Genomic DNA, 26998 nt, shown 5'->3' with positions numbered 1-26998 from the left:
GAGCAGGCATGGGAAGCGTGACGTTGCCGATCAAGGGGGACGACGCCGCGGCGCTGGCGCGGCTGGCCACGGCTGCGCGGGCGGTCGCGGCGGACCTCGCGGCGGAGATCGCCGACGAGATCCAGGACAAGGTCGCCAGCTACGCCGGGCCGCCCGACGGGCGCCGGCACCGGCTCATCGAGGACGCCGTCGTGGCGGCGATCGAGCACCCGCTGGCCGTGACCGAGGGCCGGCCGTTCCCGAACGCGCGGGTCGACGACATGTTCCGCCAGATGGGCCAGGGGGAGGCGCTCGAGGAGGGCGACCTCGACGCGACGCAGGCCGCGTTCCGCATCGCGACCCAGGACGCCTGGCGCCACCTGCGCTCGCTGGCCCGCACCCACGGCCTCTCCGCGCACGCCCTCGGCGTGCTGGGCGACCGCATGTTCGCCTACCTCGACCACCTCGTGGAGCAGACCCGCATCGGGTACGACGTCGCCCGCCGCCGCCTCGAGGCCGACCGGGGCCGCGCCCGGCGCCGGCTCTTCGACGCGCTGCTGCGGGGCACCGAGGGCGAGGGCCTGCGGACGCTCGCGACCGCGGCCCAGTGGCGGGTGCCGGAGCGCGTCGTCGTCGCCGGGCTGCAGCACGGCGACCGGGAGGCGGGCGAGGAGGCGGCGACCCACCTGCGCCAGGAGGTGCGGGGGCTGCTCGCGGGCTCACGCCTGCTCGACCGCGTGCTCGTGCGCCCCGACGCCTCGGGCCTGCTGCTGCTCGTGCCGGCCGCGGAGGTCGACGAGGTGCTCGAGGTGCTCGACCCCGTCGTCACGGGCGGCGGCAACCGGCTCGGCGTCGGCTGGGCGGTGGGCCCCGGCGAGCTGCGCGACGCGCTGCGGTGGGTGCGCACGACGCTGGCCCTCGCCGCCAGCGGCGTGGTGCCCGACGGTGCGGTGCTGCGCTGCGCCGAGCACCGCACCCAGCTGTGGCTGCACGCCGAGCCGCTGCTGCGCCAGGGCATGGTGCAGGACCTGCTGTCGCCGCTGCTGGCCGAGACGCCGAACTCGCGAGAGATCCTGTCGGAGACGCTGCTCGCCTGGCTGGAGTCGCGCGACAGCGCGCCGGCCATCGCCGCCCGGCTCGGCGTGCACGCCCAGACGGTGCGCTACCGCTGGAAGCGCATCAACGAGCTGTTCGGCGAGGCGCTGCACGACCCCGAGTTCGTCGTCGCCCTCACGCTGGTGCTGAAGGCCAGCGTCCCGCTGTGGAAGGCGGGGGACCAGCGCGACTTCGAGCGGTTCCACCGCCTGACCGGCTGACCCTCGTGCGGGCGCCGGGTGCGTCGTACGATCGACGTCGGTGCACCGGGCCGTGGCAGCCCCGGGTCCCAATGGAAGCCGCTTCGAGCGGCCACGCGCCGTGAGGCGCTCCCGGTCCGGTGCACCGCCACCTCCCCGCCGTACCCGAAGGTGACCGGCCGGTATCGTTGACCGGGGGCCTCGGGAACGGGGCAGGAGAGGAGTTCTGCCCGTGCAGCGTCGCCGGATGGCTCGATGGACCAGCGCCGTCTCGCTGGCGTTGGTCGCGACCGCGCTGAGCGCCTGCAACGACGACGGCGGCGGCACGGAGCCGCAGCCGCCGGTCGACGAGACGCCCGCCGCCCTCGGCCTCGGCCTCTACGGGCTGCCCGCCCCGGTCGCCGCCGGGCTGACGAGCGCCGTCGAGACCGTCAACGCCGACACCGAGACCCGCCAGGTCACCGTGACCGGCGACGGCTCGGCCAGCCTGCGCGAGGCCGTCGCCGCGGGCGAGCCGCTGCCCGACCTCTTCTTCGCCTCGAGCGAGGACCTGGCGTGGCTCGACGACGCCGACCTGCTCGAGCCGGTCGACTCCTACCTCCAGGCGCGCGAGCTCGACTTCGGCGACGGCTTCTCCTTCGACGGCGTCCGCGCCTTCACGGTCAACGACCGGCTGCTCTGCATGCCGTACGCCATCGACCCGCTGGTCGTCTACTACAACCCCGCGCTCGTCGACTTCGAGGCGATGGCCGCGCAGGGCCTCGACACGCCCAACGGGGTCCGCTGGACGCTGGAGGAGTTCGAGGCGGCCGCCGCGTTCGCCAGCGACCCGGTGGCCGGCACGAAGGGCGTGCACGTCGCGCCCACCCTCGACCAGCTGTCCCCGTTCGTGCTGTCGGGCGGCGGGCAGGTCTTCGAGGACGCGCCCGAGCCGACCAGCCTCGCGCTGTCGCAGGAGGGCACCGTCGAGGCGCTCGTGCCGATCCTGTCGGTGCTGCGCCAGGCCGCCGTCACCCTGACGCCGGAGGAGCTGGCGCAGGCCGACCCGCTCGAGTGGTTCACCGGCGGCCGGCTCGGGATGATGATCGGCCCCCGCTCCCTGGTGCCGCAGCTGCGTGCCGTCGAGGGCCTGCAGTTCGAGGTGATGATGACGCCGGAGGTCGGCGAGCGCGCCACGGTCGGCACGGCCGACGGCATCTGCGTCTCGGCCGGCTCGGAGAACGTCGAGGCCGCGGCCGACACGATCGTCGACCTGGTCTCCGCCGACGCGATGACCCCGGTCGCCGAGACGGGCTACTTCGTGCCGTCGAACGTCGAGGTCGCCGAGTCCGACGCCTACCTGCAGCCCGAGGCGATGCCGCTCAACTCCTCGGTCTTCTTCGACGCGCTGCGCTACACGACGTTCCTGCCGCCGGTGCCCGACCGCGCCGCGCTCGACGCCGCGGTGGAGCCCTACCTGGAGGACCTGCTCAACCTCGCGATCCTCAACCCCGACACGATCGAGGCCATCACGGGCCAGATCGACGAGGAGTCGCAGCTCGTGCTGGGCGGCACCCCCGCGGAGGAGTGACCGGCACCGGTCGCTCCGATCGCTCCGGCGGCCGGCTCAGTCGTCGGCGGCCGCGGCCGCCTCGTCGGGCGAGGTGACCGGGGGCTCGACGTCGCCGTCGAGCACGGCGTCGGTCAGCACGGGGGCGGTGAGCTCGACCTGCCAGGGGCGCGCGCCGTACGACGCGAGCTGCTCGCCGACCGCGACCAGCAGGTCCGCGCGTACCCGGGTGGCCGGCGGCGTCCAGACGAGCCGGCGCAGGTAGTCGGGGGTCAGCAGGTTCTCCACCGGCAGGTGCAGCTCCTCGGCGAGCGCGACCGTGCGCTCGCGCGCGAGCACGAGGCGGCGGGCCGCGACCGGGTCCTTGTCGGCCCACGCCCGCGGGGGCGGGGGACCGTCGCCGCGAGGCACGCGCGCCGGCAGCTCCGACTCCGGCATGGCCAGCACGGCCTCGACGGCGGCGACCCAGCGGGCGGCGTACCGGTCGGCGCCGCGGCCCTTGAAGCCCGGGGTCGCGAGCAGCGCCGCGCGGGTCGTCGGCATGGCCTCGGCGGCGGCGATGATCGCGGCGTCGGGCAGCACGCGGCCCGGGGTGACGTCCCGGGTGCGGGCGATCTCGTCGCGGGTCGTCCACAGCTCGCGCACGGCGCCGAGGGCGCGGCGCCCGCGCAGCCGGTGGCTGCCCGACACCCGGCGCCACGGCTCGGCGCGCACGGCCGGGGTGAAGTCGAGGAGGTGCTCGAACTCCTGGCGCGCCCACTCGGTCTTGCCCGTCTCGGCCAGCTCGGTGACCAGGAGGGCGCGCAGCTCGAGGAGCACCTCGACGTCGAGGGCGGCGTACTCCAGCCACGGGCGCGGCAGCGGCCGCTTCGACCAGTCGACGGCCGAGTGCTCCTTGCGCATGCGCCGGCCCAGCAGCGTCTCCACCAGGCTCGCGAGCCCGACCCTCGGGTGGCCGAGGAGGCGCCCGGCGAGCTCGGTGTCGAAGAGCGACGTGGGGCGCAGCCCGACCTCGGCGAGGCACGCCAGGTCCTGCGTGGCGGCGTGGAGGATCCACTCCGCGTCGCCGATCGCCTCCTGCACGGGGGCGAGCGAGTCGAACGCGATGGGGTCGACGAGCGCGCTGCCGGCGCCCTCGCGGCGCAGCTGGATGAGGTAGGCGCGCGAGGAGTAGCGGTAGCCCGACGCGCGCTCCGCGTCGATCGCGACCGGGCCGGTCGCGGCGGCCAGCGCCTCGCAGTACGCCGCGAGCGCCGCCGGCGTGTCGATGACGTCGGTCAGCGGCTCGCGCAGCTCGAGCAGCGGCGCCGGGGGCGCCTCCTCCTCCGCGGGGGCCTGCTCGGGGGCCTCCGCGGGGGCCTGCTCGGGGGCGGGGGCGTCCGTCGTACCGGGGGTCGTGTTCTTGGCGGCGGACTCCTCGCTCACGACCTGCCCCGCTGGCCGCGCCGGCTCGGCATGACGGCGACGCCGTCGGGCACGGGCGGCAGCCCGCCGGCGGTGCACATCAGCTCGGCCCACGCCTCGACGTGGCTGTCCAGGTCGAGGCCGGACGGGGTCCAGGAGGCACGCACCTCGATCTGCGCGGTCGTCTCCTCGCCGGCCATCTGGCCGAAGCTCTGGGTGGTGACGCACGTGACGGTGCCGGCCGCGGCGGCGTACCCCGCACCGTGCGCCGCGAGCGCCTCCTCGAGCCACGACCAGCCGACCTCGGCGAGCAGCGGGTCGGTGGCGAGCTCGCCGTCGATGTCGGCGCGCACGTAGGTCACGCAGCGGAACGTGCCGTCCCACGCGTCGTTGCCGGCCGGGTCGTGCAGCAGGATGATGCGGCCGGTCGCGACCTCGTCCTCGTCGACCTCGACGTCACCGGTCAGTGCGACCGCGTACGGCGCGATCCGCTGCGGGGCGCCCATCTCCTCGAGGTGCACCTCGGGGCGCACCCGTGCGCTGCGCAGCGCCGCGACCGCCTCGGTGAAGGCGCGCGGCGCCGGACCCGATGCGGAGCCGGGACGCGCGTCGTGTCCTGCCACCATGGGGCTCACGGTAAGCCTCCCGCCCGAGGTCGCCCGTGCGCCACGCCGCCTGACCTGCGAGGATCGTGGGGTGTCCCGCACCCCCGCTCCCGACCTCCGCCTCGCCGACTCCGCCTTCCTCAAGGCGGCCCGTGGGGAGCCGGTGCCGCACACCCCGGTCTGGTACATGCGGCAGGCGGGGCGCTCGCTGCCGGAGTACCTGAAGGTGCGCGAGGGCGTCGGCATGCTCGAGTCGTGCATGGACGCGGCGCTGACCACGGAGATCACGCTGCAGCCCGTGCGCCGGTACGGCGTCGACGCGGCCGTCTTCTTCTCCGACATCGTGCTGCCGCTCAAGGCCGTCGGCGTCGACCTCGACATCAAGCCCGGCATCGGCCCTGTCGTCGCGGAGCCCGTGCGCACCCTGGCGGACGTCGAGGCCATCCCCGACCTGACCCCGGAGCACGTCCCCTTCATCACCGAGGCCGTGCAGGCGCTGGTGCGCGAGCTCGGCGGCACCCCGCTCCTCGGCTTCGCGGGCGCGCCGTTCACCGTGGCGTCGTACCTCGTCGAGGGCGGGCCCTCGAAGGAGCACGCGCGCACCAAGGCCATGATGTTCGGCGCCCCCGACGTGTGGGACGCGCTCATGCGCAAGATCGCCGGCATCGCCGCGGCGTTCCTCGAGGTGCAGGTGCGCGCCGGCGCCTCCGCCGTGCAGCTCTTCGACTCGTGGGCGGGCGCGCTGACGCCGGCCGACTACGTCGAGCACGTGCAGCGCCACTCCGCCCGCGTCCTGGCCCAGATCGGCGAGCTCGGCGTGCCGCGCATCCACTTCGGCGTCGGCACCAGCAATCTGCTCGGCCACCTGGGCGACGCGGGCGCCGACATCGTCGGCGTCGACTGGCGCACCCCGCTGGCCGACGCCATCGAGCGGGTCGGCGACCGCGGCGTGCAGGGCAACCTCGACCCCACGCTCGTCTTCGCCCCCACCGAGGTGATGACCGCCCGTGCCGCCGAGGTCATCGAGGCCGGCCGCGCCGCCAAGGGCCACGTGTTCAACCTCGGCCACGGCGTCATCCCGTCGACCGACCCCGACCAGCTGAAGCGGCTGACCGAGTTCGTGCAGTCGTACCCGCTGGGCTGAGCGCCCTCGGTGGTTGAGGTGCTCGCGCCAGCCGTCGGTGGTTGAGGTGGGTGCGCCAGCGAGCCTCGAAACCCCGCCCGCTCAGACGCCGCCGTTGAGCGTCAGGCCGCCGTCGAGCACGAGGGTCTGGCCCGTGGTCCAGGCGGCGTCGTCGGACAGCAGGTACGCCACCGCGCCCGCGATGTCGGCGGGCTCGCCGAGCCGCTTGAGGGGGTACGCCGCGGCGACCTCCTCCTCGCGGTCGGTGTAGAGCGCCTCGGCGAAGCGGGTCTTCACGACGGCGGGGGCGACGGCGTTGACGCGCACCTTCGGGCCGAGCTCGACGGCCAGCTCCTCGGTGAGGTGGATGAGCAGGGCCTTCGAGGCGCCGTAGAACGCGATGCCCGGCGCGGGCCGCAGCCCGGCGACGGAGGCGACGTTGACGATGGCGCCGCCGTGCTCCTTCATCCAGGCGCCGACGGCGCGCTGGGTCCAGGCGAGGGTGCCGATCGCGTTGACCTCGAGGATCTTGCGGGCGGCGTCGAGGTCGAGGTCCATCAGCGGGCCGTAGGCCGGGTTGATGCCCGTGTTGTTGACCAGCAGGTCGAGGCTCCCGAACGTGTCGAGCGCCGTCGCGACCACGTCGGCCTGGTGGTCGGCGTCGTCCCCGCGACCGGCGACGCCGATGGCCTTCTCGGGGCCGCCGAGCTCGGCGACCGCGGCCTGCAGCGCGTCGTCCTTGCGCGCGGTGATGACGACGCGCGCGCCCTCGTCGACGAGGCGCTGGGCGATGGCGAGACCGATGCCGCGGCTGGCGCCGGTGACGATCGCGGTCTTGCCGGAGAGGCCGGGGGATGCGGGCATGGAAGGTCCTCCAGGGGTGCGGCGGTGGGGAGCCGGGCGTCGTCGTGACGCCGCTCACGCCGGTTCTACCAGAGGTCAGGACACCCGGGCAGGGGCGGCCCGCAACGGTCCGCGGCCCGAAGTCACGGCGTCCAGCACCTTGACAGGGTCGCCGACCCGCACCACCGGGTACGCCGCGGCGTCGCCCGCCGCGGGGTCCGCGCCGGTCGGCTCGACGTCCGGCACGAGGTTCACCCCGAACCACACGCCGGTGTCGAAGCGCCGTACCCGCGCGAGCGTCCGCAGCGGCTCCTTGCCCCGGGTGCCGGTGGCGGCGTCGACGGTGGTGATGGCGCAGCGGGCGCAGCCCTTGACGGCGCGGAGGACGACGTCGCCGACCTGGATCCGCCGCCAGTCGTCCTCCGCCCACGGCTCGTCGCCGTCGACGACGAGGTTGGGACGGAAGCGCTCCATCGGCACGGGCGGCTCCTCGGAGCCCGTCTCCACCATCGCCGCGTGCAGCGCGGCCAGCGACGCCTCGGTCGTCACGAGCAGCGGGTAGCCGTCCGCGAACGACACGCGGTCCCCCGGCCGGCTGAACCCCGGGTTCGTCGGGCGCCGCGTCGGGTCGTCGAGGTGGAGCAGCCGCACCGGCCGCCCGACGTACGCGCTCGCCCACGCGTCCGCCGCCGCCCCGGCGGCCGCCGCGGTGATCGAGGACGACCACAGCGTCAGCGGCGCCTGCTCGGCGCCGTCCGGCTCCGGTACGACGAGGGGTTCCGGCCCGCCCGCCGCCTCCGGCGCCGCGAGGCGCAGGGCGCCGTCGAGGAGCGTCGGCTCGAGGAGGACGAGGCTCGGGTCGCGGCGCGCGGACAGGAACGTGCCCGCCGTCGGGCCCTCGCCCTCGACGAGCATCCAGCGACGGTCGCCCGCCAGCCCCCACGGCTCGACCGCGCACGCGTCGAGCGCCTCGCCGCGCATCGACTTGGCGGGGAAGCGGTGGATCGAGGTGAGGGTGAGCGCCACCGCCGCAGGCTAGTTGGTCCGCGGCGGCGAGGTGTCGTTCTGAGGGGTGCGGGCGCACGATCCGGCTGGTCGCGGTGGCCGCGCTGGTACGACGGTGGTTGAGGTGGCCGCGCCAGCGGCCCTCGAAACCACGCCCGGGCATGCCGGTGGCCCCGACACGGGGTGGCGGGGTCGGCTAGTCGAGCGGGGTGGTGCCGGTGGGGTCGACGGCGTACTGGAGCCCGTGGGGGCTGGTCCAGAGGTAGGTGCCGAGGGGGTCGCGGTCGTACCGCCATCGTCGGGCGGGTGGGTCGCCGCCCGGCGGACTGGAGCCGGTCGGCGATGCGTGGGTCTTGAGCCGGTGGTGGCCGCGGCAGAGCGGGGCGAGGTTGGCGGTCGAGCTCTGACCCGCGCCCGGTGCCGCGTTCGAGCGGTACGGCTCGATGTGGTCGAGGTCGAGCCCGCGTGCCGGTCGTCCGCAGTAGGGGAAGGCGCAGGTGGGGCGGTCGAGTCGGACGCGTTCGGCGATGCGGTCGGGGATCTCGTAGGCGTCGACGGCGACGTGCTCGGCGAGGTCGATGACGGGCTTCACGACGATCTTCGTGCCAGGCGTGCGGCACCAGTCGCGGACCTGGTCGGCGGTGACGAGGCTGCGGGTGTTCTCGAGGCGGGCGAGGGCGATACCTGTACGGCCGGTGGCCGGGTCGATGCCGGGCCCGCCGCTGCGGTGTGCGGTGATGGCGGCGTCGGAGAGGTGGACGTAGAGCACGACCTGACGCGCCGGCGCCCGGGTCGAGGTGACTGCGGGCTCGCCGCCGGCCGGGTCAGCCCCGTAGAGGTCGAGCGCCGTCTGTCGTCGGGCGAGCTCTCCGACTGCCATGGACCGCCTGACGTCGAGGTCGGCCTCGCACCCGGCGGCGGCGAGGTCGGCGGCCACCCGCTGCACGGCGTTGTTCAGCTCGAGCGCGTCGGCCAGGTCGAGAGTGCCGTGGACGGGCACGACACCGGTCCAGGGTGATGCTGCGTCGACGGCGGTGGTCTCGATCGTGAAGTAGCGGCCGGCGTCGGCGTCGACCCGGTCGAGCTCGGCGTTCTCGGGATCGAACCGGGCGATCGCTTCCGCGACGAGTCGTTCGACGGTCGGCATGGTCGCGCGGTGGGCGACGGGGGCGAGGTTGCGGTCGACGAAGTCCGCCGCTTCGGCCGTGAGCGTGCGGGTCAGGGCGGCGATCTTCCGGGCCCGCCACACCGGCAGTGCGCGCTTCTGCGTCGCCGGGTCGGCTCCGGCCAGCACCCGGGCGTACAGCCGAGGCAGCCGGTGGCGCAGTTCGATCGCGTCGCCCACCAGCGGCCGACCGGAGGCCACCGATCGGCCGAGGGCCGCGGAGATCTCGTAGAGGCAGAACTCCGAGACCAGGGGTGCGCCCGGTCCACCGAGCTCGAGGAACCGGTCACCGCCGGGAACGGCGGACGGGTCTTCGTGCCACAGACCGAGCGGACCGATGGGGTCGCCCACCACGCCGTCCGTGTGGGCGTCGGCCCAGTCCGCCACCGCGACGAACGTCGCGACCTCAGCCGACATTTGTGCCGCAGCGGCCTCGTGGGCGGTGGCGAGCAGCGCGGTCGTGTCGATGGCCGGCGGGGCCTCGACGACTGCGGTGCTCGGCTGGTTCATAGCGACAACGCTAGGCGTGGGCACCGACATTCTTGGCTTCGAGAACGGGGGCTGGGGAAAGAAGTTCGGTAGTTTTTTCGCTCGCCCGAGCGCCCGACCGCCGATGTTGCCCGGCGTGGTTTCGAGGGCCGCTGGCGCGGCCACCTCAACCACCGGAGCGAACCCGCCGGCCCCTCAACCACCGGAGCGAACCCGCCGGCCCCTCAACCGCCGGAGCGAACCCGTCGGCCACCTCGACCACCGGGCCGCTGGCGCGGCCACCTCAACCACCGGGCCGCTGGCGCGGCCACCTCGACCGCCGGGCCGCTGGCGCCCCCACCTGCGCCGGTGCGTCGGCGTGCCCCCCACCTCCACCGGTGCGCCGACACCACCACCGCCCCGACAACTCGGATGACGGCGAGCGCCGCCGTACCGGAGGATGGCTGCTCGTGGGTCACGTCGACGTCCAGGGAGTCCGCTACGAGCTGCCCGACGGGAGGGTGCTGCTCGCGGACGTGTCGTTCGCGTCGGCGACGGGCACAAGGTGGCGCTGGTCGGCGCGAACGGCGCGGGCAAGACGACGCTGCTGAAGATCGTCACCGGCGACCTGGCGCCGCACGAGGGCGCGGTGAACCGCTCGGGCGGGCTGGGCGTCATGCGGCAGTTCGTCGGGCAGGGCGTCGTGCGGCCCACCGACGGCGTCGAGGTCGAGGCCCCGACGGTCGCGGACCTGCTCGCCTCGGTCGCGCCGCTGCGCGTCCAGCAGGCGCTCGCCCGCGTCGACACCCTCGAGCTGGCGCTGATGGAGACCGACGACGAGCCGACGCAGATGAAGTACGCCGAGGCGCTGGCCGAGCTCGCCGACGCGGGCGGCTACGACATCGAGGTCGTCTGGGACTCGTGCACCACCGCGGCGCTCGGCGTGCCATGGGAGCGGGCGCGCCACCGGGTGCTGCGCACCCTGTCGGGCGGGGAGCAGAAGCGGCTGGTGCTGGAGTACCTGCTGCGCGGCCCCGACGAGGTGCTCCTGCTCGACGAGCCGGACAACTACCTCGACGTGCCCGGCAAGATCTGGCTGGAGCAGCGCATCGCGGAGTCGCCCAAGACGATCCTCTTCGTCAGCCACGACCGCGAGCTGCTGGCCAACGCGGCCACGCGGGTCGTCACGGTCGAGCTCGGCAGCGCCGGCGCCGGCAACTCGGTGTGGACGCACCCGGGCGACTTCGCGTCGTACCACGCCGCGCGCAGCGACCGCTTCGCCCGCTTCGAGGAGCAGCGGCGCCGCTGGGACGAGGAGCACGCCAAGATCAAGGCGCTGGTGCACCGGCTGCGCACGAAGTCGGAGTTCAACGACGGCATGGCGGGCGCCTACAAGGCGGCGCAGACGCGGCTGCGCAAGTTCGAGGAGGCCGGCCCGCCCGCGGCGCAGCCCCGCGAGCAGCAGGTGACGATGCGGCTGCGCGGCGGCCGCACCGGCAAGCGCGCCGTGGTCTGCGAGCAGCTCGGGCTGACCGGGCTGATGGAGCCCTTCGACCTCGAGGTCTGGTACGGCGAGCGCGTCGCCGTCCTCGGCGCGAACGGCTCGGGCAAGTCCCACTTCCTGCGCCTCCTCGCGGCGGGCGGCACCGACCCCGAGCCGGACCAGCGGCCGGTGGGGGACGTCGTACCCGAACCCGTCCCGCACACCGGGCGTGCCCGGCTCGGGGCGCGGGTGCGGCCGGGGTGGTTCGTGCAGACCCACGAGCACCCCGAGCTCGTCGGGCGCACGCTGACCGAGATCCTCCACCGCGGCGACGGCTCGGCCCACGGCCGCGCCGGCATGGGGCGGGAGCAGGCGGCGCGGGTGCTGGACCGCTACGAGCTGGCGGCCAGCGCCGACCAGGTGTTCGAGCAGCTCTCGGGCGGGCAGCAGGCGCGGTTCCAGGTGCTGCTGCTCGAGCTGTCGGGCGCGACGCTCCTGCTGCTCGACGAGCCGACCGACAACCTCGACGTCGCCTCCGCCGAGGCGCTGGAGGAGGGCCTGGCGGCGTTCGAGGGCACGGTGCTCGCCGTCACTCACGACCGCTGGTTCGCGCGCGGGTTCGACCGCTTCCTGTCGTACGGCGCCGACGGCCACGTGCGCGAGACCCCCGAGCCCGTCTGGGACGAGGGGCGCGTCGTGCGGGCGCGGTGAGGCGGGTGGACGAGGCGCGAATCCGGCGTACCCGCGTGTAACGCGGTGTCCGAGCTACTGGACACGCGGTGGACCACCGCAGCAGACACTCAGCACCGCAGGAGACATCAGCACCGCGGGAGACGTGGGCCCCCGGGCCGGTACGGCGGTGCTCGCCGCCGCAGGCCCGTGCGCGGCGGGCCGCCGCAGGACCGGGGCGTAATTTCGAGGGGCGCTGGCGCGGCCACCTCAACCACCGGGCCGGCCGCTGGCGCGCCCACCTCGACCACCGGGGTGGCGCGCCGTGGTTTCGAGGGCCGCTGGCGCGGCCACCTCAACCACCGGGCTGGCCGCTGGCGCGGCCACCTCAACCACCGAACGGGAACCAGCGCGCCCACCTCGACCACCGGGGATCACCGACCCACCGGGCCACCACCGCCCCACCCCCGGCGTGCCTCCCCACGGCGGGACCTCCGCGCTCCTACTCTCGTCGCTCGGGTGCGGCTGCTCGTCGTACCCCCACTTCCCCGAGGTTCCCGGCGCTCGCCGGGGTCCACAACAGAGCGAAGGCACCCGCGATGATGAGAGGCGTCATCGGCCGCGACATGGCGGTCGACCTCGGCACGGCCAACACGCTGGTCTACGTGCGCGGCAAGGGCGTGCTGCTGGACGAGCCGTCCGTGGTCGCGCTCAACACCCAGACGCAGGAGATCCTGGCGGTCGGGCACGAGGCCAAGCGCATGATCGGCCGCGCCCCCGACACGATCACCCCCGTCCGCCCGCTGAAGGACGGCGTCATCGCCGACTTCGAGGCGTGCGAGCAGATGCTGCGCTACTTCATCCAGCGGGTGCACAAGCGCCGCTACCTGGCGAAGCCCCGCCTCGTCGTCTGCGTGCCGAGCGGCATCACCGCGGTGGAGCAGCGCGCGGTGAAGGAGGCCGGCTACCAGGCGGGCGCCCGCCGGGTCTACATCGTCGAGGAGCCGATGGCCGCCGCGATCGGCGCCGGGCTGCCCGTGCACGAGGCGACGGGCAACATGGTCGTCGACGTCGGGGGCGGTACGACGGAGGTCGCCGTCATCTCGCTGGGCGGCATCGTCACCTCGCTGAGCATCCGCACGGCGGGCGACGACCTCGACCAGGCGGTCATCGCGTGGATGAAGAAGGAGCACTCGCTCCTCATGGGCGAGCGCACCGCGGAGGAGATCAAGCAGACGGTCGGCTCGGCGTTCCCGTCGTCGACGGGCGAGCCGGAGGTCGAGGTGCGCGGCCGCGACCTCGTCTCGGGCCTGCCGCGCACGGTCACGGTCGGCGCGAGCGAGATCCGCAAGGCGCTCGAGGAGCCGGTCCAGGCCATCGTCGACGCCGTCCGCACCACGCTCGACCAGACGCCGCCCGAGCTGGCCGGCGACATCATGGACCGCGGCATCGTCCTCACCGGCGGCGGCGCCCTGCTGCGCGGTCTCGACGACCGCATCCGCCACGAGACGGGCATGCCGGTGCACCTGGCCGACGACCCGCTGACCTCCGTCGCGCTCGGCGCGGGCCGCTGCGTGGAGGAGTTCGAGGCGCTGCAGGCGGTGCTGGTCTCCGACCGGCGGAGGTACTGATGGCGCTGCGTACCCCCCTCCCGCCCTCGCTCGGCGACCTGGGCAACCGGCCGTCGGGCCGCCGTACCCGCCCGCACTGGGACCGCCGCCGCTGGCCGCTGGCCGTCTCGTGGGGCCCCGGTGACGCGGCCGAGCGCCGCCCGCCGCGCCTGCTCGTGGTGGCGCTGGTCGTGGCCGGCCTGTCGCTGATGACGCTCGACCAGGTCGGCGGCGACGACTCGCCGGTCGACCCGGTCCGCAGCGTCGTCGGCGAGGTCGTCGGCCCGCTCGAGGTCGCCGCCGGCACGGTGGTGCGCCCGCTGGCCGCCATCCCCGACTTCTTCACCACCCGCGGCTCGCTGCGCGACGACGTCGCCGCGCTCGAGGCCGAGAACGCCGCGCTGCGCGACGAGCTGGCGACCTCCGACCTCGACCGCTCCCGCCTCGAGCAGTACGACGGACTGGTCGCCGCCGCGCGCGACCAGCAGGGCAGCATCGTGCCCGCCCGCGTCGTCGCCCACGGCGCCGCCCAGACCTTCACCCGCACCGTCACGATCGACGCCGGCCTCACCTCCGGCGTGCGCCCCGACATGACGGTCGTCGCGGCGGAGGGCCTGGTCGGCCGCGTCATCGCCGCGACCTCGACGACGGCGACGGTGCTGCTCATCGTCGACTCCGACTCCACCGTCGGCGCCCGCGTCGGGCGCTCGTCGGAGGTCGGGTTCCTCTCGGGCAACGGCAGCCTGACCGACCCCACGCGCCTCGACCTCGAGCTCGTCGACGCCTCCGCGGTGCCGGCCGAGGGCGACGTCGTGCTCACCTGGGGCAGCGCCGAGGGCCAGGGCCCCTACCGGGCGGGCGTGCCGATCGGCACCGTCACCCAGCTGTTCTCCACCCCGCGCGACACCACGCAGCGGGCGATCATCGACCCGTTCGTCGACCTCAGCCGTCTCGACGTCGTCGGCGTGTACGTGCCCGAGGGCACGGCCAGCGACCGCGCCGTCATCGGCCCGGACGGGGAGGTCCGATGACCGCGCTCCGCACCGGCGTCACCGCGCTCGCGGTGCTGCTCGCCATCGTGCTCCAGGCCGCCCTGCTGCCCCACGTGGGCTGGCGCGGCGTCGTGCCCAACCTCTGCCTGCTCGTCGTCGTGGCCGGTGCGCTCACCCGCGGCGCGCACTTCGGCGTCGTGCTCGGCTTCTGCGCGGGCCTCGCGCTCGACCTGGCGCCGCCGGCCGACCACCTCGCCGGCCGCTGGGCGCTCGCGCTCATGGCGGTCGGCCTCGTCGCGGGCCTCGTGCGCCGTGACGAGCGCCCCACCATCCCCGTCGTGCTCGTGACGGCCGCCGTCGCGTCGTTCGTCGGCGCCTCCGTCTTCGGGCTGCTGGGCGTCGTCACGGGCGACCCGGGCGTCGCGGTCACCGACGTGCTGCTCGCCGTCGTCGCGGGCGTCGCCGGCGACCTCATCGTCGCGCCGCTCGTGCTGCTGCCGCTGATGGTGCTGCTGACCCGGTTCGAGCCGCAGCGGAGGCTCGCGTGAGCGGCTCCACCACCGAGGCGCCCGGCGCCCGGCGCAGCCGCCTGCGCCTGATCGTGGTGCAGGCGCTCGTGCTCTCCCTCTTCGGCACCCTGCTGGTGCGCCTGTGGTTCCTGCAGGTCGCCGACGGCGAGGCCTACCAGGCGAAGGCGGCGTCGCAGTCGGTGCGCGACATCGTCGTGCAGCCCGCGCGCGGTCTCATCGTCGACGCCCAGGGCCGCCCGCTCGTCGCGAACCGCACCGCCTGGACCGTCGGCGTCGACCGCACCGTGCTCGGCGGCATGGACGACGCCACGGCCGACGACCTGCTCGGCCGGCTCTCGACCACGCTCGGCGTCGACCGCGCCGCCATCGACGCGGCGCTGCTCGACTGCGGCGACCCGGGCTCGGTGGAGGGGGAGTGCTGGAACGGCTCGCCCTACCAGCCGGTGCCCGTCGCCGTCGACGTCGACAGCGAGGTCGCGCTCGCGATCGACGAGCAGCCGGAGGACTACCCGGCCGTCGTCGTGGACCGCGAGACCCTGCGCGACTACCCCTCGCCGTACGGCGTCAACGCCGCCCACCTGCTCGGCTACCTGAGCCCCGTCACCGAGAGCGAGCTCGACGCGGCCGAGACCGCGGGCGACCGCTCCGTCAACGGCGCCTCGGTGGTCGGGCGCGCCGGCATCGAGCAGGAGTACGACGCGTGGCTGCGCGGCATGCCGGGCTACCGCCGCGTCGCGGTCGACTCGATGGGCCGCGTGCTCGGCGACGACTCCGAGATCGAGGCGACGCCCGGCGACACCCTCGTCACCTCCATCGACGCGCAGGTGCAGGCGGTGGTGGAGCAGCAGCTGGCCTCGACCATCGAGACCGCCCGCGCGACCGTCGACACCGTCACGGGCAAGCGCTACGTGGCGGACGCCGGCGCGGCCGTCGTGCTCGAGGCGCGCACCGGGCGCGTGGTCGCGATGGCGAGCCAGCCGACGTACGACCCCGGCGTGTGGGTCGGCGGCATCTCGCAGAGCGACCTCGACCACCTGTACTCGGAGGAGGCCGGCACCCCGCTGCTGAGCCGGGCCACGCAGGGGCAGTTCGCGCCGGGCTCGACGTGGAAGCCGTTCATGACGGCCGGGGCGCTGACCAACGGCTACGACACCGACACGCGGCTCAACTGCTCGTCGAGCTTCCGGGTCGGCAACCGCGACTTCAAGAACTACGAGTCGGGCGCCTACGGCAGCATCGGCTTCGACGAGGCCCTCGAGGTCTCGTGCAACACGTTCTTCTACCGCATCGGCTACGACTACTGGCAGCGCTACGGCTCCGACGTGAGCGACGTGGACGCCCCGGACCCGCTCGTCGCGGAGGCCAAGGAGTACGGCTTCGGCACCGCCACCGGCGTCGACCTGCCGGGCGAGGCGTCGGGCCGCATCGCCGACCGCGCGTGGAAGCAGGAGTACTACGCGGCGCAGAAGGACTACTACTGCGCGCTCGGCGAGGAGGAGGGCGACGACTTCCAGCACCGCTTCGCCCGCGAGTTCTGCGTCGAGGGCTTCGCCTACCGCGCCGGCGACGCCGTGAACTTCTCCATCGGCCAGGGCGACACGATCGTCACCCCGCTGCAGCTGGCCCGTGCGTACGGCGCCCTCGCGAACGGCGGCACCCTCTACGAGCCGCGCGTCGCGAAGGCGGTCGTGGACCCCGAGGGGCAGCTGGTGCGCGAGATCGCCCCGGTCGTCGGCGGCACCGTCGACGTGCCGAGCGAGGTCGTCGACTACATCGACCAGGCGCTGCTGGGCGTGACCGAGACCGGCACGATGTCGTGGCGGATGACGGGCTTCCCGCTCGAGCAGGTGGCCGTGCGCTCCAAGACGGGCTCGGCCGAGGTCTACGGCAAGCAGTCGACGTCGTGGGTCGCGTCCTACACCGACGACTACGTCGTGATCATGATGGTCAGCCAGGGCGGCACCGGCTCGGGCACGTCCGGCCCCGCGGTGCGCGCGATCTGGGAGTCGCTGTACGGCGTGCAGGGCGAGGCCGTGGACCCCGCGACCACCGCCATCCCGGGCGTCGTCGCCACCGGCGCGCTGCCGACCTTCACCGAGGACGGCTCGATCCTCCCGCCCGCCCGCGACCCGCAGGAGACGTCGTGACGGTCATCCCGATGCGGCCCCGCGCCGCCACGCCGCGGCCCACCGCGGGCGCGCTGCGCGAGCGCACCCGCGTGCCCGGCCTCGACTGGGTGCTGATGGCCGCGGTCGCCCTGCTGCTCGTGCTCGGCACGCTGCTCGTCTGGTCGGCCACCGCGACCCGCGAGGCGCTCGTCGGCGACGACACGACGGCGTACCTGCGCCGCCAGCTCGTCAACGTCGCCATCGGCGTCGTGATGATGGTCGTCGTCGTGGCCACCGACCACCGCTGGCTGCGCATCCTCACCCCGCTGGTCTACGTGGTGTCGGTGATCGGGCTCGTGCTCGTGCTGGTCATGGGATCGACGATCAACGGCTCGCGCTCGTGGATCCAGCTGGGCGGCATGTCGATCCAGCCCGCGGAGTTCGCGAAGCTCTCGGTGGTGATCGGCATGGCCCTGCTCGTCGCCGAGCGCACGCAGGGCACGTGGCGCCGCTCCATCGGCACGAAGGAGGTCGTGGGCCTGCTCGCGATCGCCGCCGTGCCGGCCGTGCTCATCCTCGGCCAGCCCGACCTCGGCACGATGCTGGTGCTGACCGCGACCGTGCTCGGCGTGCTCGCAATCGCCGGCGCTCCGCGGGCGTGGATCGTCGGCCTGCTCGTCGCGGGCGTCGCCGCGGCCACCGTCGCGGTGGCGGCCGGGGTGCTGAAGGCCTACCAGGTCGACCGCTTCATGGCGTTCACGAACCCCGACCTCGACCCGCGCGGCGCCGGCTACAACGTCGAGCAGGCGCGCATCGCGATCGGCAACGGCGGCCTCTTCGGCCAGGGCCTCTTCGACGGCTCGCAGACCCGCTCGGGCTTCGTGCCCGAGCAGCAGACGGACTTCATCTTCACCGTCGCGGGGGAGGAGCTCGGCCTCGTCGGCGCCGGCGTCATCGTGCTGCTGCTCTGCCTCGTCGTGTGGCGCGCGCTGCGCATCGCGGCCGGTTCCCACGACGCGTTCGGCCGCGTCGCCGCCGGCGGCATCGCGTGCTGGCTGGGGTTCCAGGCGTTCCAGAACGTCGGGATGTGCCTCGGCATCATGCCCGTCACCGGCGTGCCGCTGCCCTTCGTGTCGTACGGCGGCAGCTCGGTCTTCGCGGTCATGCTCGCCGTCGGCGTGCTGCAGAGCATCCACCTGCGCAACGGCCTGCGCGGCGAGGACGGCGCCGTCGCGCGCTACGCCACCGCGCCGCGGCTGGCACCCGCCGGGCGCCGCTGACGGCCGGGGCCGCTCAGGCCCCGCCGCTCTCGAGCGACACCCACAGCGCGGTGAACGCCGCGAACAGCACGAGCAGCAGCGCGAGCAGCGTCAGCGCCGCGATCCGCCCGACGCGCGCGGGACCGGTGGCGCCCTTGGCCTCGAGGGCGAGCACGAAGCCCGCCACCATCAGCAGCGCCGGCACCCACGGCTGCTCGAGGAACGACGCGACGACGGCGGTCAGCGTCGCGGTGAGCGAGCCCCACGCCAGCCAGTCCTCGCGGCTCGCGGTGCGCGGGGGCGTGCGGCGGGGGGCGGGCCGCTCCACGGTCGTGCCGGTCATCGGTCTGCTCGCGTCCCTTCCTCGCCGGGCGCTCGCCCGCGCAGCGAGCGTACGGCGGCGCGCACCCGCCGTACCGGGGTTCGGTGAACCGGCACGGTCGTGGTCCGTACCGGTGCCGGGACTTGTCACGCACCTGACAAGTTCCGCCGCCCGGAGCCTCAGTCCGGCAGCCACGCCCACGGCTCGACGCTCGAGGCGTCGAACGCCCCGACCGCCTCGTCGGCCGTGGGCGCGGGCCGCGGCGGCGTCGCCCCGGGGGCCGTGACGTCGCCGGTGTTCGCGTCGAGCCAGTGGGCGGCGGGGAAGCGGGCGGCGAGCGCCGCCCACGACGCGTCGGTCTCGTCGGGCGCGGGCTCGACGAGGAGGAGCACGTCAACGCCGGGCTCACGCGCCGACCGCAGCACGTCGAGGGCCTGCTCGGGCGCGGCGGTCCCGGCGACCGTGCCGTCGACCGCCCGCAGCGTCCCGGCGGCCACGAGCGCGACGACGGTGGCGATGACGACGGCGTCGGCCGCGTCGGCGCGGTCGGGCGGCAGGCCGGGGGAGCGCACCATCTCCGCCCACGGCCCGCCCCACGGCCGGCCGGGGTCGACGACCGCGGCCGTGGGCACGAGGGCGACGTCCTCCCCGGCGGCCACGAGGTGGTGCACCAGGTCGTCGACGACGTCGGTGAGCGGCACGTCGTCGAGCACGAGCGCGGTCGTCATGGTGGCCTCCTCCGCGTGGGGTGCGCCGACCGTACCGGCCCGCCCGCTCATCCCTCCTCGGCCGCCACGACGACGACCTTGCCGCTGAGCGCCCCGGCGGCCGCGCGGGCGTGCACCGACGGCAGGGCTGCCAGCGCCACCCGCTCGGCGACGTCGACGACGAGCTCGCCGCGGTCGACGCGGGCGACGAGCTCGCCGAGCTGGGCGGCGTCGCTGCGCACGTAGAGGTCGATGCCCCGTACGCCGCGCGCCTCGTCGCTGGGAGCCGGCATCCACACGGTGGTGTTGACGACGACGCCGTTGTCGCGCGCCAGCCCGGCGAGGGCCGTGAGCTGCTCGGGGTCCACGGGCGCCAGGTTGAGCACGACGTCGACCGGCTCGGTGACCGCCGCGGTCACGTCGGTGGCGGTGTGGTCGACGACCTCCGTCGCGCCGCGGGCGAGGAGCTGCTCGCGGCTGCGCCCGCTGCCGGTGGCGACGACGTGGGCGCCGGCCGCGGCGGCGAGCTGCACGGCGTACCCGCCCACGGCGCCGCTCGCGCCGTTCACCAGGATGCGCTGCCCGGCCTGGAGGTCGGCGTGCTCGAAGAGGGCCTGCCAGGCGGTGAGGCCGACGACGGGCAGGGCGGCCGCGTCGGCGAGCGGGATCGTGGTCGGGGCGGGGGCGAGGCCGTCGGCGGGGGCGACGACGAGCTCCGCGGAGGCGCCGTCGACGACGAACGGCAGGAAGCCGACGACCCGGTCGCCGACCGCGAGCCCCGTGACGCCCTCGCCGAGCGCGTCGACCGTGCCGGCGACGTCGAGGCCGGGCACGTGCGGCAGCGTCAGGGGCATCGGGCCCTGCATGAACCCCGCGCGGATGTTGCCGTCGACGCTGTTGAACGACGTGCCCGCGACGCGCACGCGCACCTCGCCGGCGGCGGGGGTGGGGTCGGCGACGTCCTCGAGCTGCAGTACGTCGGCGTCGCCGTACTGGTGGAAACGGATGGCCTTCATGGCGGTACCTCTCTTCGACGGAGTGCTTCGAGTTCGAAGCACGAGGAGGACGGTAGCGCTGGTTCGAAGTCGAAGCAAGTGTTTCGAAGATGAATTAGTCGGTAGGGTGGCGTCATGCCCGACACGCCCCCGCCCCTCGCCCCCGTCGAGCTCGGCGCCTACTTCTCGCTGATGGAGGTCGCGGGCCTGCTGCGCCATGCGGTCGAGCAGCAGCTGCGGGAGGAGGGCGACCTCAGCTACGTGCAGTTCCAGCTGCTCGCCCGGCTGGCGCTGGACTCGCCGAGCGGTAGCGAGCGGATGACCGACCTGGCCGACGGGGTGGTCTACAGCCGCAGCGGCCTGACCTACCAGGCCGGGCTGCTGGAGAAGGCCGGCCTCGTGGAGCGCGCCCCGTCGCCGGACGACGAGCGGAGCGTGACGGTCATGGTCACCGCCGCGGGCCGGGCGCTCATCGAGCGCGTGCTGCCCGGGCACGTGGAGGTGGTGCGCCATCAGCTGTTCGCGCCGCTGTCGGAGGCGGGCACGCGGGCGCTCGGGGAGCTGTTGAGCCCGGTGCGCGAGCACATGCGCGCCGCGCCCCCGCGCTCGGCGGGCGCGCGGCGCCGTCGGCGCTGAGCGGACGGTCGGCCCGCGAGGGCCGCAGACTCGGCAGGGCCGGGGCTCGCGCCGTACTCTTGACGCTGGCCTGGAACCAGGCTGCACCGCCGTCCCCGACCACCGAGGTGTCCTCGTGCCGTCCTTCGCGCCCACCACCACCGGGCCCGAGTCCGTGTTCCCCCGCCTGGAGCCGAAGCTGCCGGGCGTCTCGAAGCCGATCCAGTACGTCGGCGGCGAGCTGAACTCGACCGTCAAGGACTGGGACTGCGGCGAGCAGGCCGGCACCGGCCCGACGGTGCGCTGGGCGCTGATGTACCCCGACGCCTACGAGGTGGGCCTGCCCAACCAGGGCGTCCAGATCCTCTACGAGGTGCTGAACGAGCGGGACTGGATCGTCGCGGAGCGCACGTACGCCGTGTGGCCCGACATGGAGGCCGTGCTGCGGGCCGGTGACGAGCAGGGCCCGATCCCGCAGTTCACCGTCGATGCCCACCGTCCGGTGCGGGCCTTCGACCTGTTCGGCCTCAGCTTCTCGACCGAGCTGGGCTACACGAACATGCTGACCGCGCTCGACCTGGCCGGCATCCCGCTGCACACCCGCGACCGCGCCATGGGCGACCCGATCGTGCTCGCCGGCGGCCACGCGGCCTTCAACCCGGAGCCGATCGCGGACTTCATCGATGCCGCGGTGCTGGGCGACGGAGAGGAGGTCGTGCTCGCGATCTCCGAGGTCGTGCAGGAGTGGAAGACGCAGGGCTGCCCGGGCAACCCGCAGCTGGGCCTCGGCCCGCGCGACGAGGTGCTGCGCCGCCTGGCGGTCTCGGGCGGCGTCTACGTGCCGCGGTTCTACGACGTCACGTACGGCGCGGACGGCACCATCACGGCGTACGAGCCGAACCTGCCCGGCGTGCCCCACCGCGTCCGCAAGCACACGCTGATGGACCTCGATGCGTGGCCGTACCCGGCGAAGCCGCTGGTGCCGCTCGCGGAGACGGTGCACGAGCGGTTCAGCGTCGAGATCTTCCGCGGCTGCACGCGCGGCTGCCGCTTCTGCCAGGCCGGCATGATCACGCGGCCCGTGCGGGAGCGCTCGATCGAGACGATCGGCAACATGGTCGAGAACGGCATCCGCAAGTCGGGCTTCGAGGAGGTCGGTCTGCTGTCGCTCTCGAGCGCCGACCACACGGAGATCGGCGAGGTCGCGAAGGGCCTCGCGGACCGGTACGACGGCTCGAACGTCTCGCTGTCGCTGCCGAGCACGCGGGTGGACGCGTTCAACATCAGCCTGGCCAACGAGTTCTCCCGCAACGGCCGGCGCTCCGGCCTGACGTTCGCGCCGGAGGGCGGCAGCGAGCGGATGCGGAAGGTCATCAACAAGATGGTGACCGAGGAGGACCTCATCCGCACGGTCGCCGCCGCCTACTCCCACGGCTGGCGCCAGGTGAAGCTCTACTTCATGTGCGGCCTCCCCACGGAGACCGACGAGGACGTGCTGCAGATCGCCGAGCTCGCCAAGCGCGTGATCGCGAAGGGCCGTGAGGTGTCGGGGCGCAACGACGTGCGCTGCACCGTCTCCATCGGGGGGTTCGTGCCGAAGCCGCACACCCCGTTCCAGTGGGCCGCACAGCTCGACCACGAGACCACCGACGAGCGGCTGCGCAAGCTGCGCGAGGTCGTGCGCGAGGACAAGAAGTTCGGCCGCGCCATCGGCTTCCGCTACCACGACGGCAAGCCCGGCACGATCGAGGGACTGCTCTCGCGCGGAGACCGCCGCGTCGGCGCGATCATCGAGGAGGTCTGGCGCGACGGCGGCCGCTTCGACGGCTGGAGCGAGCACTTCTCCTACGACCGCTGGATCACCTCCGCCGAGAAGGCGCTGGCCGGCACGGGCGTCGACCTCGACTGGTTCACCACCCGCGAGCGTGAGTACGACGAGGTCCTGCCGTGGGACCACCTCGACTCCGGCCTCGACAAGGACTGGCTGTGGGCCGACTGGGAGGACGCGCTCGCCGTGGCCGACGGCTCCAGCGACGTCGAGGTCGAGGACTGCCGCTGGACACCCTGCTACGACTGCGGCGTCTGCCCCGAGATGGGCACCGAGATCCAGGTGGGCCCGACCGGTCGGAAGTTGTTGCCGTTGTCGGTGGTGTGAGGGGGCACGCCAGTACGACGCCCTCCCCTCCGGTAAGCCCGACTTGTTGAAAGCAGGTGAGAGCGGCCCAGCGCCGCCCATCAGCGTGACGCCGTCATGCAGAGGGAGGAAAGGAGAGGGCTAGCGTGGGTTGCCTACCGCTGCGGATTGCTAGGTGTCGTTGCCCTGTAATGAGTTAAGCGCTTCCGCTTAGAGCGCGGTACCAGCGGCCGAGTGACCCACCTGGGTGGATACTGGACTTTCAGTAGTATCTACATTCGACCGCTGTATTGAGGGTGGTTTGCGTCGTCCGTAGACGTAACGGTCGCCGGCATGGATAGCGCCGCCGCGGATTCATAGCGAATGAAGCCCTTGGCGAGATTCGTCCCCGTGCGGGGTCGGCGTTGGTTCAGGTTCCGTTTGGAAAGGCGGCCCGATAGGCCATCCTGTCGCAACTCGTGCGACATCGGGAGGCTTCACGGCAGGTTGAGTACCCCCATGGCGTCGTTGATGGCCTTGATTCTGGCGGCCATAGCAGCCTCTGACTTGTCATAGAGTGCCGCGATCACGTGTGCGAGTATGGTCGCTCCCTCAAGGACCTGGGTAATAGTCAGCAGTTCGTCGTGGCTGCCCTCATTGCCGATGTACGAAACGGCTTTCAGTGCTTTCGCCAGCTCGGGCTCCGTCTTCGCGTACTCACTGATGCGCCGCCCGAGGGGGACCAATCCGCCGCTCGGGCTAGTGGGCGGCACGCCTTCATGAGCCAGCAATGCCTCTGCCGCGTAACGCAGACGGTTGGCGGCCGAACTCGGACTCACCCAGATAACTTTGGCGGCGCTCGTCACGCCATCAGCGACCTTAGGAGGAGTGTCTTTGGGGAGCCTAATGAGCCGCAGCGGCGGGTTGACGTACCGAACCCGGTAGATGTTGCCGAGCTGGCCGCGACTTGGGTCGAAACCCTCGTTGAAGACCAGCTGCCAGTCGCCGGCGAGGGTGACGCGTTCCCCGCACCCAGTGTTGTCGCAGTCCAAGTGCCCGTGGAAGGTCCCTGTGAGTTCCTCGGGCGGGCCCAGGTTCTTGAGGTGCAGATCGACAAGCTCGGTGCTGTGGGTGTCGGTCGACCTTGTCATCTCGGCCGGATTGAAGGAGAGGCTGCCGTAGACGCACGTAGGGCAGGCCACTCGCGGCCAGTCGTACTCGTCGAGCCAGCCGTCGAACTCTCTGATGTCTTTTGCCACGGGACGAGCGTACGGAAGTTACCGTCGCCACGGGAGGACGTTCTTAGCCCAGACACGGAGACGCCCACCGGTGGGGAATAGATGCCTGACATTGGGAACGCCAAGCGTGAGGTCACTGAATAGTATTGAGAAGGACTACGATCTCAGCTGCTCGAACTAGCGCGGTCAACCAAGACTTCGTCGGTCGACTCTCCGCAACGCCTGACCCTGTCTCCATGTGCGGAATCAGGTTCAGGTCCCCTGCTGCGGGCGCCGTCACGGTCCCGCGACAAGATTGACGGTTCACTTGGCGTCCGACAGCAAGTCAATGCGACCGTGAACGCCACGCATTCGAACGGGACGCCGTTTCCGGCCGCTAGCGGGTACATTTAAGAATGTTGTTTGCCCTCCTAGAACTCGAGCGTAAAACGGATTCGAACGACTCTGCCCGCCAGTTGGCGGAGCGTTCGGCGCCGCGTGACGTGATCGTGATAGCAGGCCACGTTCGTCCGATTGTTCCAGAACGCCAGGGGCCGACAACCGTGCGGGCCAATCAACTGCCTACCGGTCTACCTTCGGACCCAACCGGGAGTCGTTGTGGCGCGGGTCTCTGTCAGCACGGGCTTGACGTCAAGGAGCAGCATGGGCCACCGATGCGGCTTGATAGCCTTGCGGAATCCGAGTCGTCATGGTCGACTACAGTCACGTTCGCATAGGAATGAGGAATTGTGTCAGAGCAGCCATACGAGACGGTCAATAGAACAGTGACCACGCAGGACATGAGTTGGCTGCTTGAACAGAACCGCAGAAACCAACTCGACTTGGATCCGCCGTATCAGCGCCGGAGTGTGTGGACTCCAAGAGATCGGCGCTCATTCATGGATACAATCTTTAAGAATTACCCATCTCCCCCAATTTTCTTGCACAAGACAATCGATCTTGCCACGGGTCAAGCGATGTATCACGTAGTGGACGGGAAACAGAGGTTAAGCACAGTCCTCCAGTTCATTCAGAACAAAGTATATTTGCCTAACGATTTTGGCGATTCGCGATTCGATGGGAAACGATGGCGCGATCTGGCGGTCGATGACGAGGCGCGTTTGCGGCTATGGAACTACCGGGTGACGGTGGAAGAAATTGACGACGTCTCACCCACGTTCGTTCGCGAGGTTTTCGAACGTCTCAATAAGAACTCTCGGAAGCTGACCCCACAGGAACTTAGGCACGCGAGATTCGACGGTTGGCTCATCAACTTTCTCGAGGAAGAGATTCTTCAGCCGGTGTGGAAGAGATTCAAAATCCATACCACCGCCAAGGAGAAGAGAATGGCGGACGTTCAGAATTTGGCTGAACTTGCAATGGTGACGATTCGAAATCGGGTTTCTGGGTTTGACCAGGAGGACCTTGATGCCTTCTTTGCGGAGCATGATGAGGCCGAAGACGAAGATTCGGCCTTCGACCTGGAAGAATTTACTGGCAAGTTTTTTGCTACCCGTGACTGGTTGGACGATCTCGACAAACGTTCCGGCGTGGTATCTGAGGCTGCTCAGCCATTCTTGCACTTCTATACTCTTTGGGCCTACCTCGATGGCCTCGGCGATGCGCCGGGTGATGCTATTGCGTTTAGCATCCGCTACCGAGAATTCATGGAAGCAGTAGCTGCACACGACTTGACGACCGGGGACGATGAGTCGGCCTTGCAAGCCGAGAAAGGCGCCGTCGAACTCTTAGCAGCGCGGTACAAGGCCGCCTCTGTTGGCGCTACTACCGAAGAGCCCCAGCGCGTCGCCCGATTGAACGCTCTGCGCGAAGCCATGCAGTTGAGTTAATTGTGTTGAAAATTGACCCCAATCTGCGCGAGTCCTTCAACCGCCAAGAGCGGATCGCGAAGAGCCTCCGTGAAGAGGTTGACCGCGACCTGCAGACGCGAAAACTTCCATCCTGGCACTACGTCAGTCGTGTCAAGAACCTGGAAAGTTTTGCACTCAAAGTTGAGACTGGACGGATTTCTGCGCTTCATGAAATCGAGGACGTTTTCGCCGCTACATTAGTCGTGCCCGACGTCACTCAAGTTTCAGTTGCCGAAGACGTCGTGACGTCCAAGTACGCACTGCACGAAAGGCGCCCCCCCTCGCCGGAATCCACGAGCAAGTCTCCGGATAGTTTTCGGTTCGATGACGTACGACTGTACGTGCGATACATCCGCACCGAGGGCGAACGGACGAGCATCCCTGATGGTGCGCTCTTTGAGATTCAGATAAAAACCTTTCTGCAGCACGCGTGGGGCGTGGCGACCCATGACCTGATCTATAAGACTGAGCAACGAGACTGGCGCCGAGAACGGATCGCGCATCAAATTCGGGCGACCCTTGAGCAAGCCGAAGTAGTGATCGGAAGCGTCGAGACCCTCGCGGCGACACCAGCCTTACCGGCTGCGAGTCCCGAAATTGACGAACTCAATGCCATTATCTCGATACTCAAAGCCGAGTGGGAATCCGAGCTGTTGCCAGGGGATGTGCGCAGGCTCGCGGAGTCGATTTCTCACTTGCTACAGATCGTGGACAAAAGTCATAATGCGAACCGGCCCAGGATTCTCTCGGAGCTATTGTCATCTGGCAAGGCGAGGAGTTCGGGCGCCCACAGCATAGACTGGTCGCCTTACAGGTCTGTGTTGAACTACATAGCGAACGACTACGCAGATAGATTGAAGAGTAGGTTGAAGAATGGAGGGCCTAAACAGAAGGTTCTGGTCTACTCAGAGGTTCTCGATTCGCTATCAGTGTCGAGAGAGCAGGCTAGAGGTGCCGTTGTCGTCGATCCCTAGATGAGCCGCGGTGGCAGATATGACGCATGGTCGTGGTCATGGGCATGTGCTTCCACCACAAGCATCGCGGAGCCAGCTTGGTCGGGGTCGCCAATCC

Annotated in this window: 21 protein-coding genes and 1 pseudogene; 13 read left to right on the top strand and 9 right to left on the bottom strand. The window is 71.8% G+C overall.

Annotation, left to right across the window (positions count from 1 at the left end):
- The first annotated feature begins 8 nt into the window (after window positions 1-8).
- On the top strand, window positions 9-1295 hold the full coding sequence (locus INN71_RS15380; RefSeq protein WP_277499584.1) for a CdaR family transcriptional regulator: 1287 nt from the start codon (window positions 9-11) through the stop codon (window positions 1293-1295).
- 226 nt (window positions 1296-1521) lie between these two features.
- Window positions 1522-2844, top strand: coding sequence for an extracellular solute-binding protein (locus INN71_RS15375; RefSeq protein ID WP_277499585.1), 1323 nt, complete (start codon window positions 1522-1524; stop codon window positions 2842-2844).
- A gap of 36 nt (window positions 2845-2880) precedes the next feature.
- Here INN71_RS15375 and INN71_RS15370 read toward each other — a convergent pair whose 3' ends face one another.
- Window positions 2881-4248 (bottom strand): HRDC domain-containing protein, encoded by a 1368-nt coding sequence (locus tag INN71_RS15370; RefSeq protein ID WP_277499586.1) that lies wholly within the window; start codon window positions 4246-4248, stop codon window positions 2881-2883.
- A complete protein-coding gene (locus tag INN71_RS15365) occupies window positions 4245-4853 on the bottom strand; it encodes a DUF3000 domain-containing protein (RefSeq protein ID WP_277499588.1) in 609 nt (202 codons plus the stop codon). The genes INN71_RS15370 and INN71_RS15365 overlap by 4 nt, the downstream gene beginning before the upstream one ends.
- A 70-nt stretch (window positions 4854-4923) precedes the next feature.
- On the opposite strand from INN71_RS15365, the gene hemE reads away from it, so the two are divergent.
- A complete protein-coding gene (hemE, locus tag INN71_RS15360) occupies window positions 4924-5976 on the top strand; it encodes a uroporphyrinogen decarboxylase (RefSeq protein ID WP_277499590.1) in 1053 nt (350 codons plus the stop codon).
- A gap of 81 nt (window positions 5977-6057) precedes the next feature.
- Here hemE and INN71_RS15355 read toward each other — a convergent pair whose 3' ends face one another.
- The 3 genes from INN71_RS15355 to INN71_RS15345 all read right to left on the bottom strand — a co-directional run bounded on the left by INN71_RS15355 (window position 6058) and on the right by INN71_RS15345 (window position 9478).
- A complete protein-coding gene (locus INN71_RS15355; protein ID WP_277499592.1) occupies window positions 6058-6819 on the bottom strand; it encodes an SDR family oxidoreductase in 762 nt (253 codons plus the stop codon).
- A gap of 75 nt (window positions 6820-6894) precedes the next feature.
- Window positions 6895-7824: an MOSC domain-containing protein gene (locus INN71_RS15350; protein WP_277499594.1), complete on the bottom strand. Its 930-nt coding sequence runs from the start codon at window positions 7822-7824 to the stop codon at window positions 6895-6897.
- Window positions 7825-7999: 175 nt separating this feature from the next.
- Window positions 8000-9478, bottom strand: a complete 1479-nt coding sequence (locus tag INN71_RS15345; RefSeq protein WP_277499595.1) for an HNH endonuclease signature motif containing protein — start codon at window positions 9476-9478, stop codon at window positions 8000-8002.
- 428 nt (window positions 9479-9906) lie between these two features.
- On the opposite strand from INN71_RS15345, the pseudogene INN71_RS15340 reads away from it, so the two are divergent.
- From INN71_RS15340 to rodA, 6 genes and pseudogenes are all read left to right on the top strand, one after another.
- Window positions 9907-11630, top strand: a pseudogene (locus tag INN71_RS15340) (ABC-F family ATP-binding cassette domain-containing protein).
- A gap of 557 nt (window positions 11631-12187) precedes the next feature.
- Complete coding sequence (locus INN71_RS15335) at window positions 12188-13219, top strand: rod shape-determining protein (protein ID WP_277499597.1); 1032 nt, start codon at window positions 12188-12190, stop codon at window positions 13217-13219.
- On the top strand, window positions 13219-14229 hold the full coding sequence (gene mreC, locus INN71_RS15330) for a rod shape-determining protein MreC (protein WP_277499599.1): 1011 nt from the start codon (window positions 13219-13221) through the stop codon (window positions 14227-14229). The genes INN71_RS15335 and mreC overlap by 1 nt, the downstream gene beginning before the upstream one ends.
- Window positions 14226-14738, top strand: a complete 513-nt coding sequence (gene mreD / locus INN71_RS15325; protein WP_277499601.1) for a rod shape-determining protein MreD — start codon at window positions 14226-14228, stop codon at window positions 14736-14738. The genes mreC and mreD overlap by 4 nt, the downstream gene beginning before the upstream one ends.
- On the top strand, window positions 14735-16867 hold the full coding sequence (gene mrdA, locus INN71_RS15320; RefSeq protein ID WP_277499604.1) for a penicillin-binding protein 2: 2133 nt from the start codon (window positions 14735-14737) through the stop codon (window positions 16865-16867). Before mreD ends, mrdA begins: the two co-directional genes overlap by 4 nt.
- Window positions 16864-18108 (top strand): rod shape-determining protein RodA, encoded by a 1245-nt coding sequence (rodA, locus tag INN71_RS15315; protein ID WP_277499605.1) that lies wholly within the window; start codon window positions 16864-16866, stop codon window positions 18106-18108. The genes mrdA and rodA overlap by 4 nt, the downstream gene beginning before the upstream one ends.
- A gap of 13 nt (window positions 18109-18121) precedes the next feature.
- Here rodA and INN71_RS15310 read toward each other — a convergent pair whose 3' ends face one another.
- The 3 genes from INN71_RS15310 to INN71_RS15300 form a co-directional block, all read right to left on the bottom strand.
- Entirely contained in the window at window positions 18122-18430 is a 309-nt protein-coding gene (locus tag INN71_RS15310) for a hypothetical protein (RefSeq protein ID WP_277499606.1), read from the bottom strand.
- A gap of 158 nt (window positions 18431-18588) precedes the next feature.
- Window positions 18589-19137, bottom strand: coding sequence for a hypothetical protein (locus INN71_RS15305; RefSeq protein WP_277499608.1), 549 nt, complete (start codon window positions 19135-19137; stop codon window positions 18589-18591).
- A 47-nt stretch (window positions 19138-19184) separates the two neighbouring features.
- The gene (locus INN71_RS15300; protein WP_277499610.1) at window positions 19185-20132 is read right to left on the bottom strand and encodes an NADP-dependent oxidoreductase; all 948 of its coding nucleotides are present in this window, start codon (window positions 20130-20132) and stop codon (window positions 19185-19187) included.
- A 114-nt stretch (window positions 20133-20246) separates the two neighbouring features.
- Between INN71_RS15300 and INN71_RS15295 the strand changes: the two genes are divergently transcribed.
- Together INN71_RS15295 and INN71_RS15290 are read left to right on the top strand one after the other, a co-directional pair.
- Window positions 20247-20747, top strand: a complete 501-nt coding sequence (locus tag INN71_RS15295) for a MarR family winged helix-turn-helix transcriptional regulator (protein WP_277499611.1) — start codon at window positions 20247-20249, stop codon at window positions 20745-20747.
- A 115-nt stretch (window positions 20748-20862) separates the two neighbouring features.
- A complete protein-coding gene (locus INN71_RS15290) occupies window positions 20863-22881 on the top strand; it encodes a TIGR03960 family B12-binding radical SAM protein (protein ID WP_277499612.1) in 2019 nt (672 codons plus the stop codon).
- A 455-nt stretch (window positions 22882-23336) separates the two neighbouring features.
- On the opposite strand, the gene INN71_RS15285 is transcribed toward INN71_RS15290, so the two are convergent.
- Window positions 23337-24098: a DUF4145 domain-containing protein gene (locus INN71_RS15285; protein ID WP_277499613.1), complete on the bottom strand. Its 762-nt coding sequence runs from the start codon at window positions 24096-24098 to the stop codon at window positions 23337-23339.
- 743 nt (window positions 24099-24841) lie between these two features.
- On the opposite strand from INN71_RS15285, the gene INN71_RS15280 reads away from it, so the two are divergent.
- A complete protein-coding gene (locus tag INN71_RS15280) occupies window positions 24842-25906 on the top strand; it encodes a DUF262 domain-containing protein (protein ID WP_277499614.1) in 1065 nt (354 codons plus the stop codon).
- 2 nt (window positions 25907-25908) lie between these two features.
- The gene (locus INN71_RS15275; protein WP_277499615.1) at window positions 25909-26901 is read left to right on the top strand and encodes a hypothetical protein; all 993 of its coding nucleotides are present in this window, start codon (window positions 25909-25911) and stop codon (window positions 26899-26901) included.
- Window positions 26902-26998 lie beyond the last annotated feature (97 nt).

Origin of the sequence: Nocardioides sp. ChNu-153 (assembly GCF_030466625.1) — a bacterium.
GTDB lineage: Bacteria > Actinomycetota > Actinomycetes > Propionibacteriales > Nocardioidaceae > Nocardioides.
The sequence above is the reverse complement of the archived record's forward strand: the minus strand, read 5'-3'. Positions and strand labels throughout refer to the sequence as shown.

What these genes read in the sequence shown, in the direction of transcription:
- INN71_RS15335 (WP_277499597.1), top strand. Translation starts at nt 12,188, where the DNA reads ATGATGAGAGGCGTCATCGGCCGCGACATGGCGGTCGACCTCGGCACG.
- INN71_RS15380 (WP_277499584.1), top strand. Translation starts at nt 9, where the DNA reads ATGGGAAGCGTGACGTTGCCGATCAAGGGGGACGACGCCGCGGCGCTG.
- INN71_RS15345 (WP_277499595.1), bottom strand. Translation starts at nt 9,478, where the DNA reads ATGAACCAGCCGAGCACCGCAGTCGTCGAGGCCCCGCCGGCCATCGAC.
- INN71_RS15310 (WP_277499606.1), bottom strand. Translation starts at nt 18,430, where the DNA reads ATGACCGGCACGACCGTGGAGCGGCCCGCCCCCCGCCGCACGCCCCCG.
- INN71_RS15295 (WP_277499611.1), top strand. Translation starts at nt 20,247, where the DNA reads ATGCCCGACACGCCCCCGCCCCTCGCCCCCGTCGAGCTCGGCGCCTAC.
- INN71_RS15355 (WP_277499592.1), bottom strand. Translation starts at nt 6,819, where the DNA reads ATGCCCGCATCCCCCGGCCTCTCCGGCAAGACCGCGATCGTCACCGGC.
- INN71_RS15375 (WP_277499585.1), top strand. Translation starts at nt 1,522, where the DNA reads ATGGCTCGATGGACCAGCGCCGTCTCGCTGGCGTTGGTCGCGACCGCG.
- INN71_RS15300 (WP_277499610.1), bottom strand. Translation starts at nt 20,132, where the DNA reads ATGAAGGCCATCCGTTTCCACCAGTACGGCGACGCCGACGTACTGCAG.
- INN71_RS15305 (WP_277499608.1), bottom strand. Translation starts at nt 19,137, where the DNA reads ATGACGACCGCGCTCGTGCTCGACGACGTGCCGCTCACCGACGTCGTC.
- mreD (WP_277499601.1), top strand. Translation starts at nt 14,226, where the DNA reads ATGACCGCGCTCCGCACCGGCGTCACCGCGCTCGCGGTGCTGCTCGCC.
- mreC (WP_277499599.1), top strand. Translation starts at nt 13,219, where the DNA reads ATGGCGCTGCGTACCCCCCTCCCGCCCTCGCTCGGCGACCTGGGCAAC.
- INN71_RS15365 (WP_277499588.1), bottom strand. Translation starts at nt 4,853, where the DNA reads ATGGTGGCAGGACACGACGCGCGTCCCGGCTCCGCATCGGGTCCGGCG.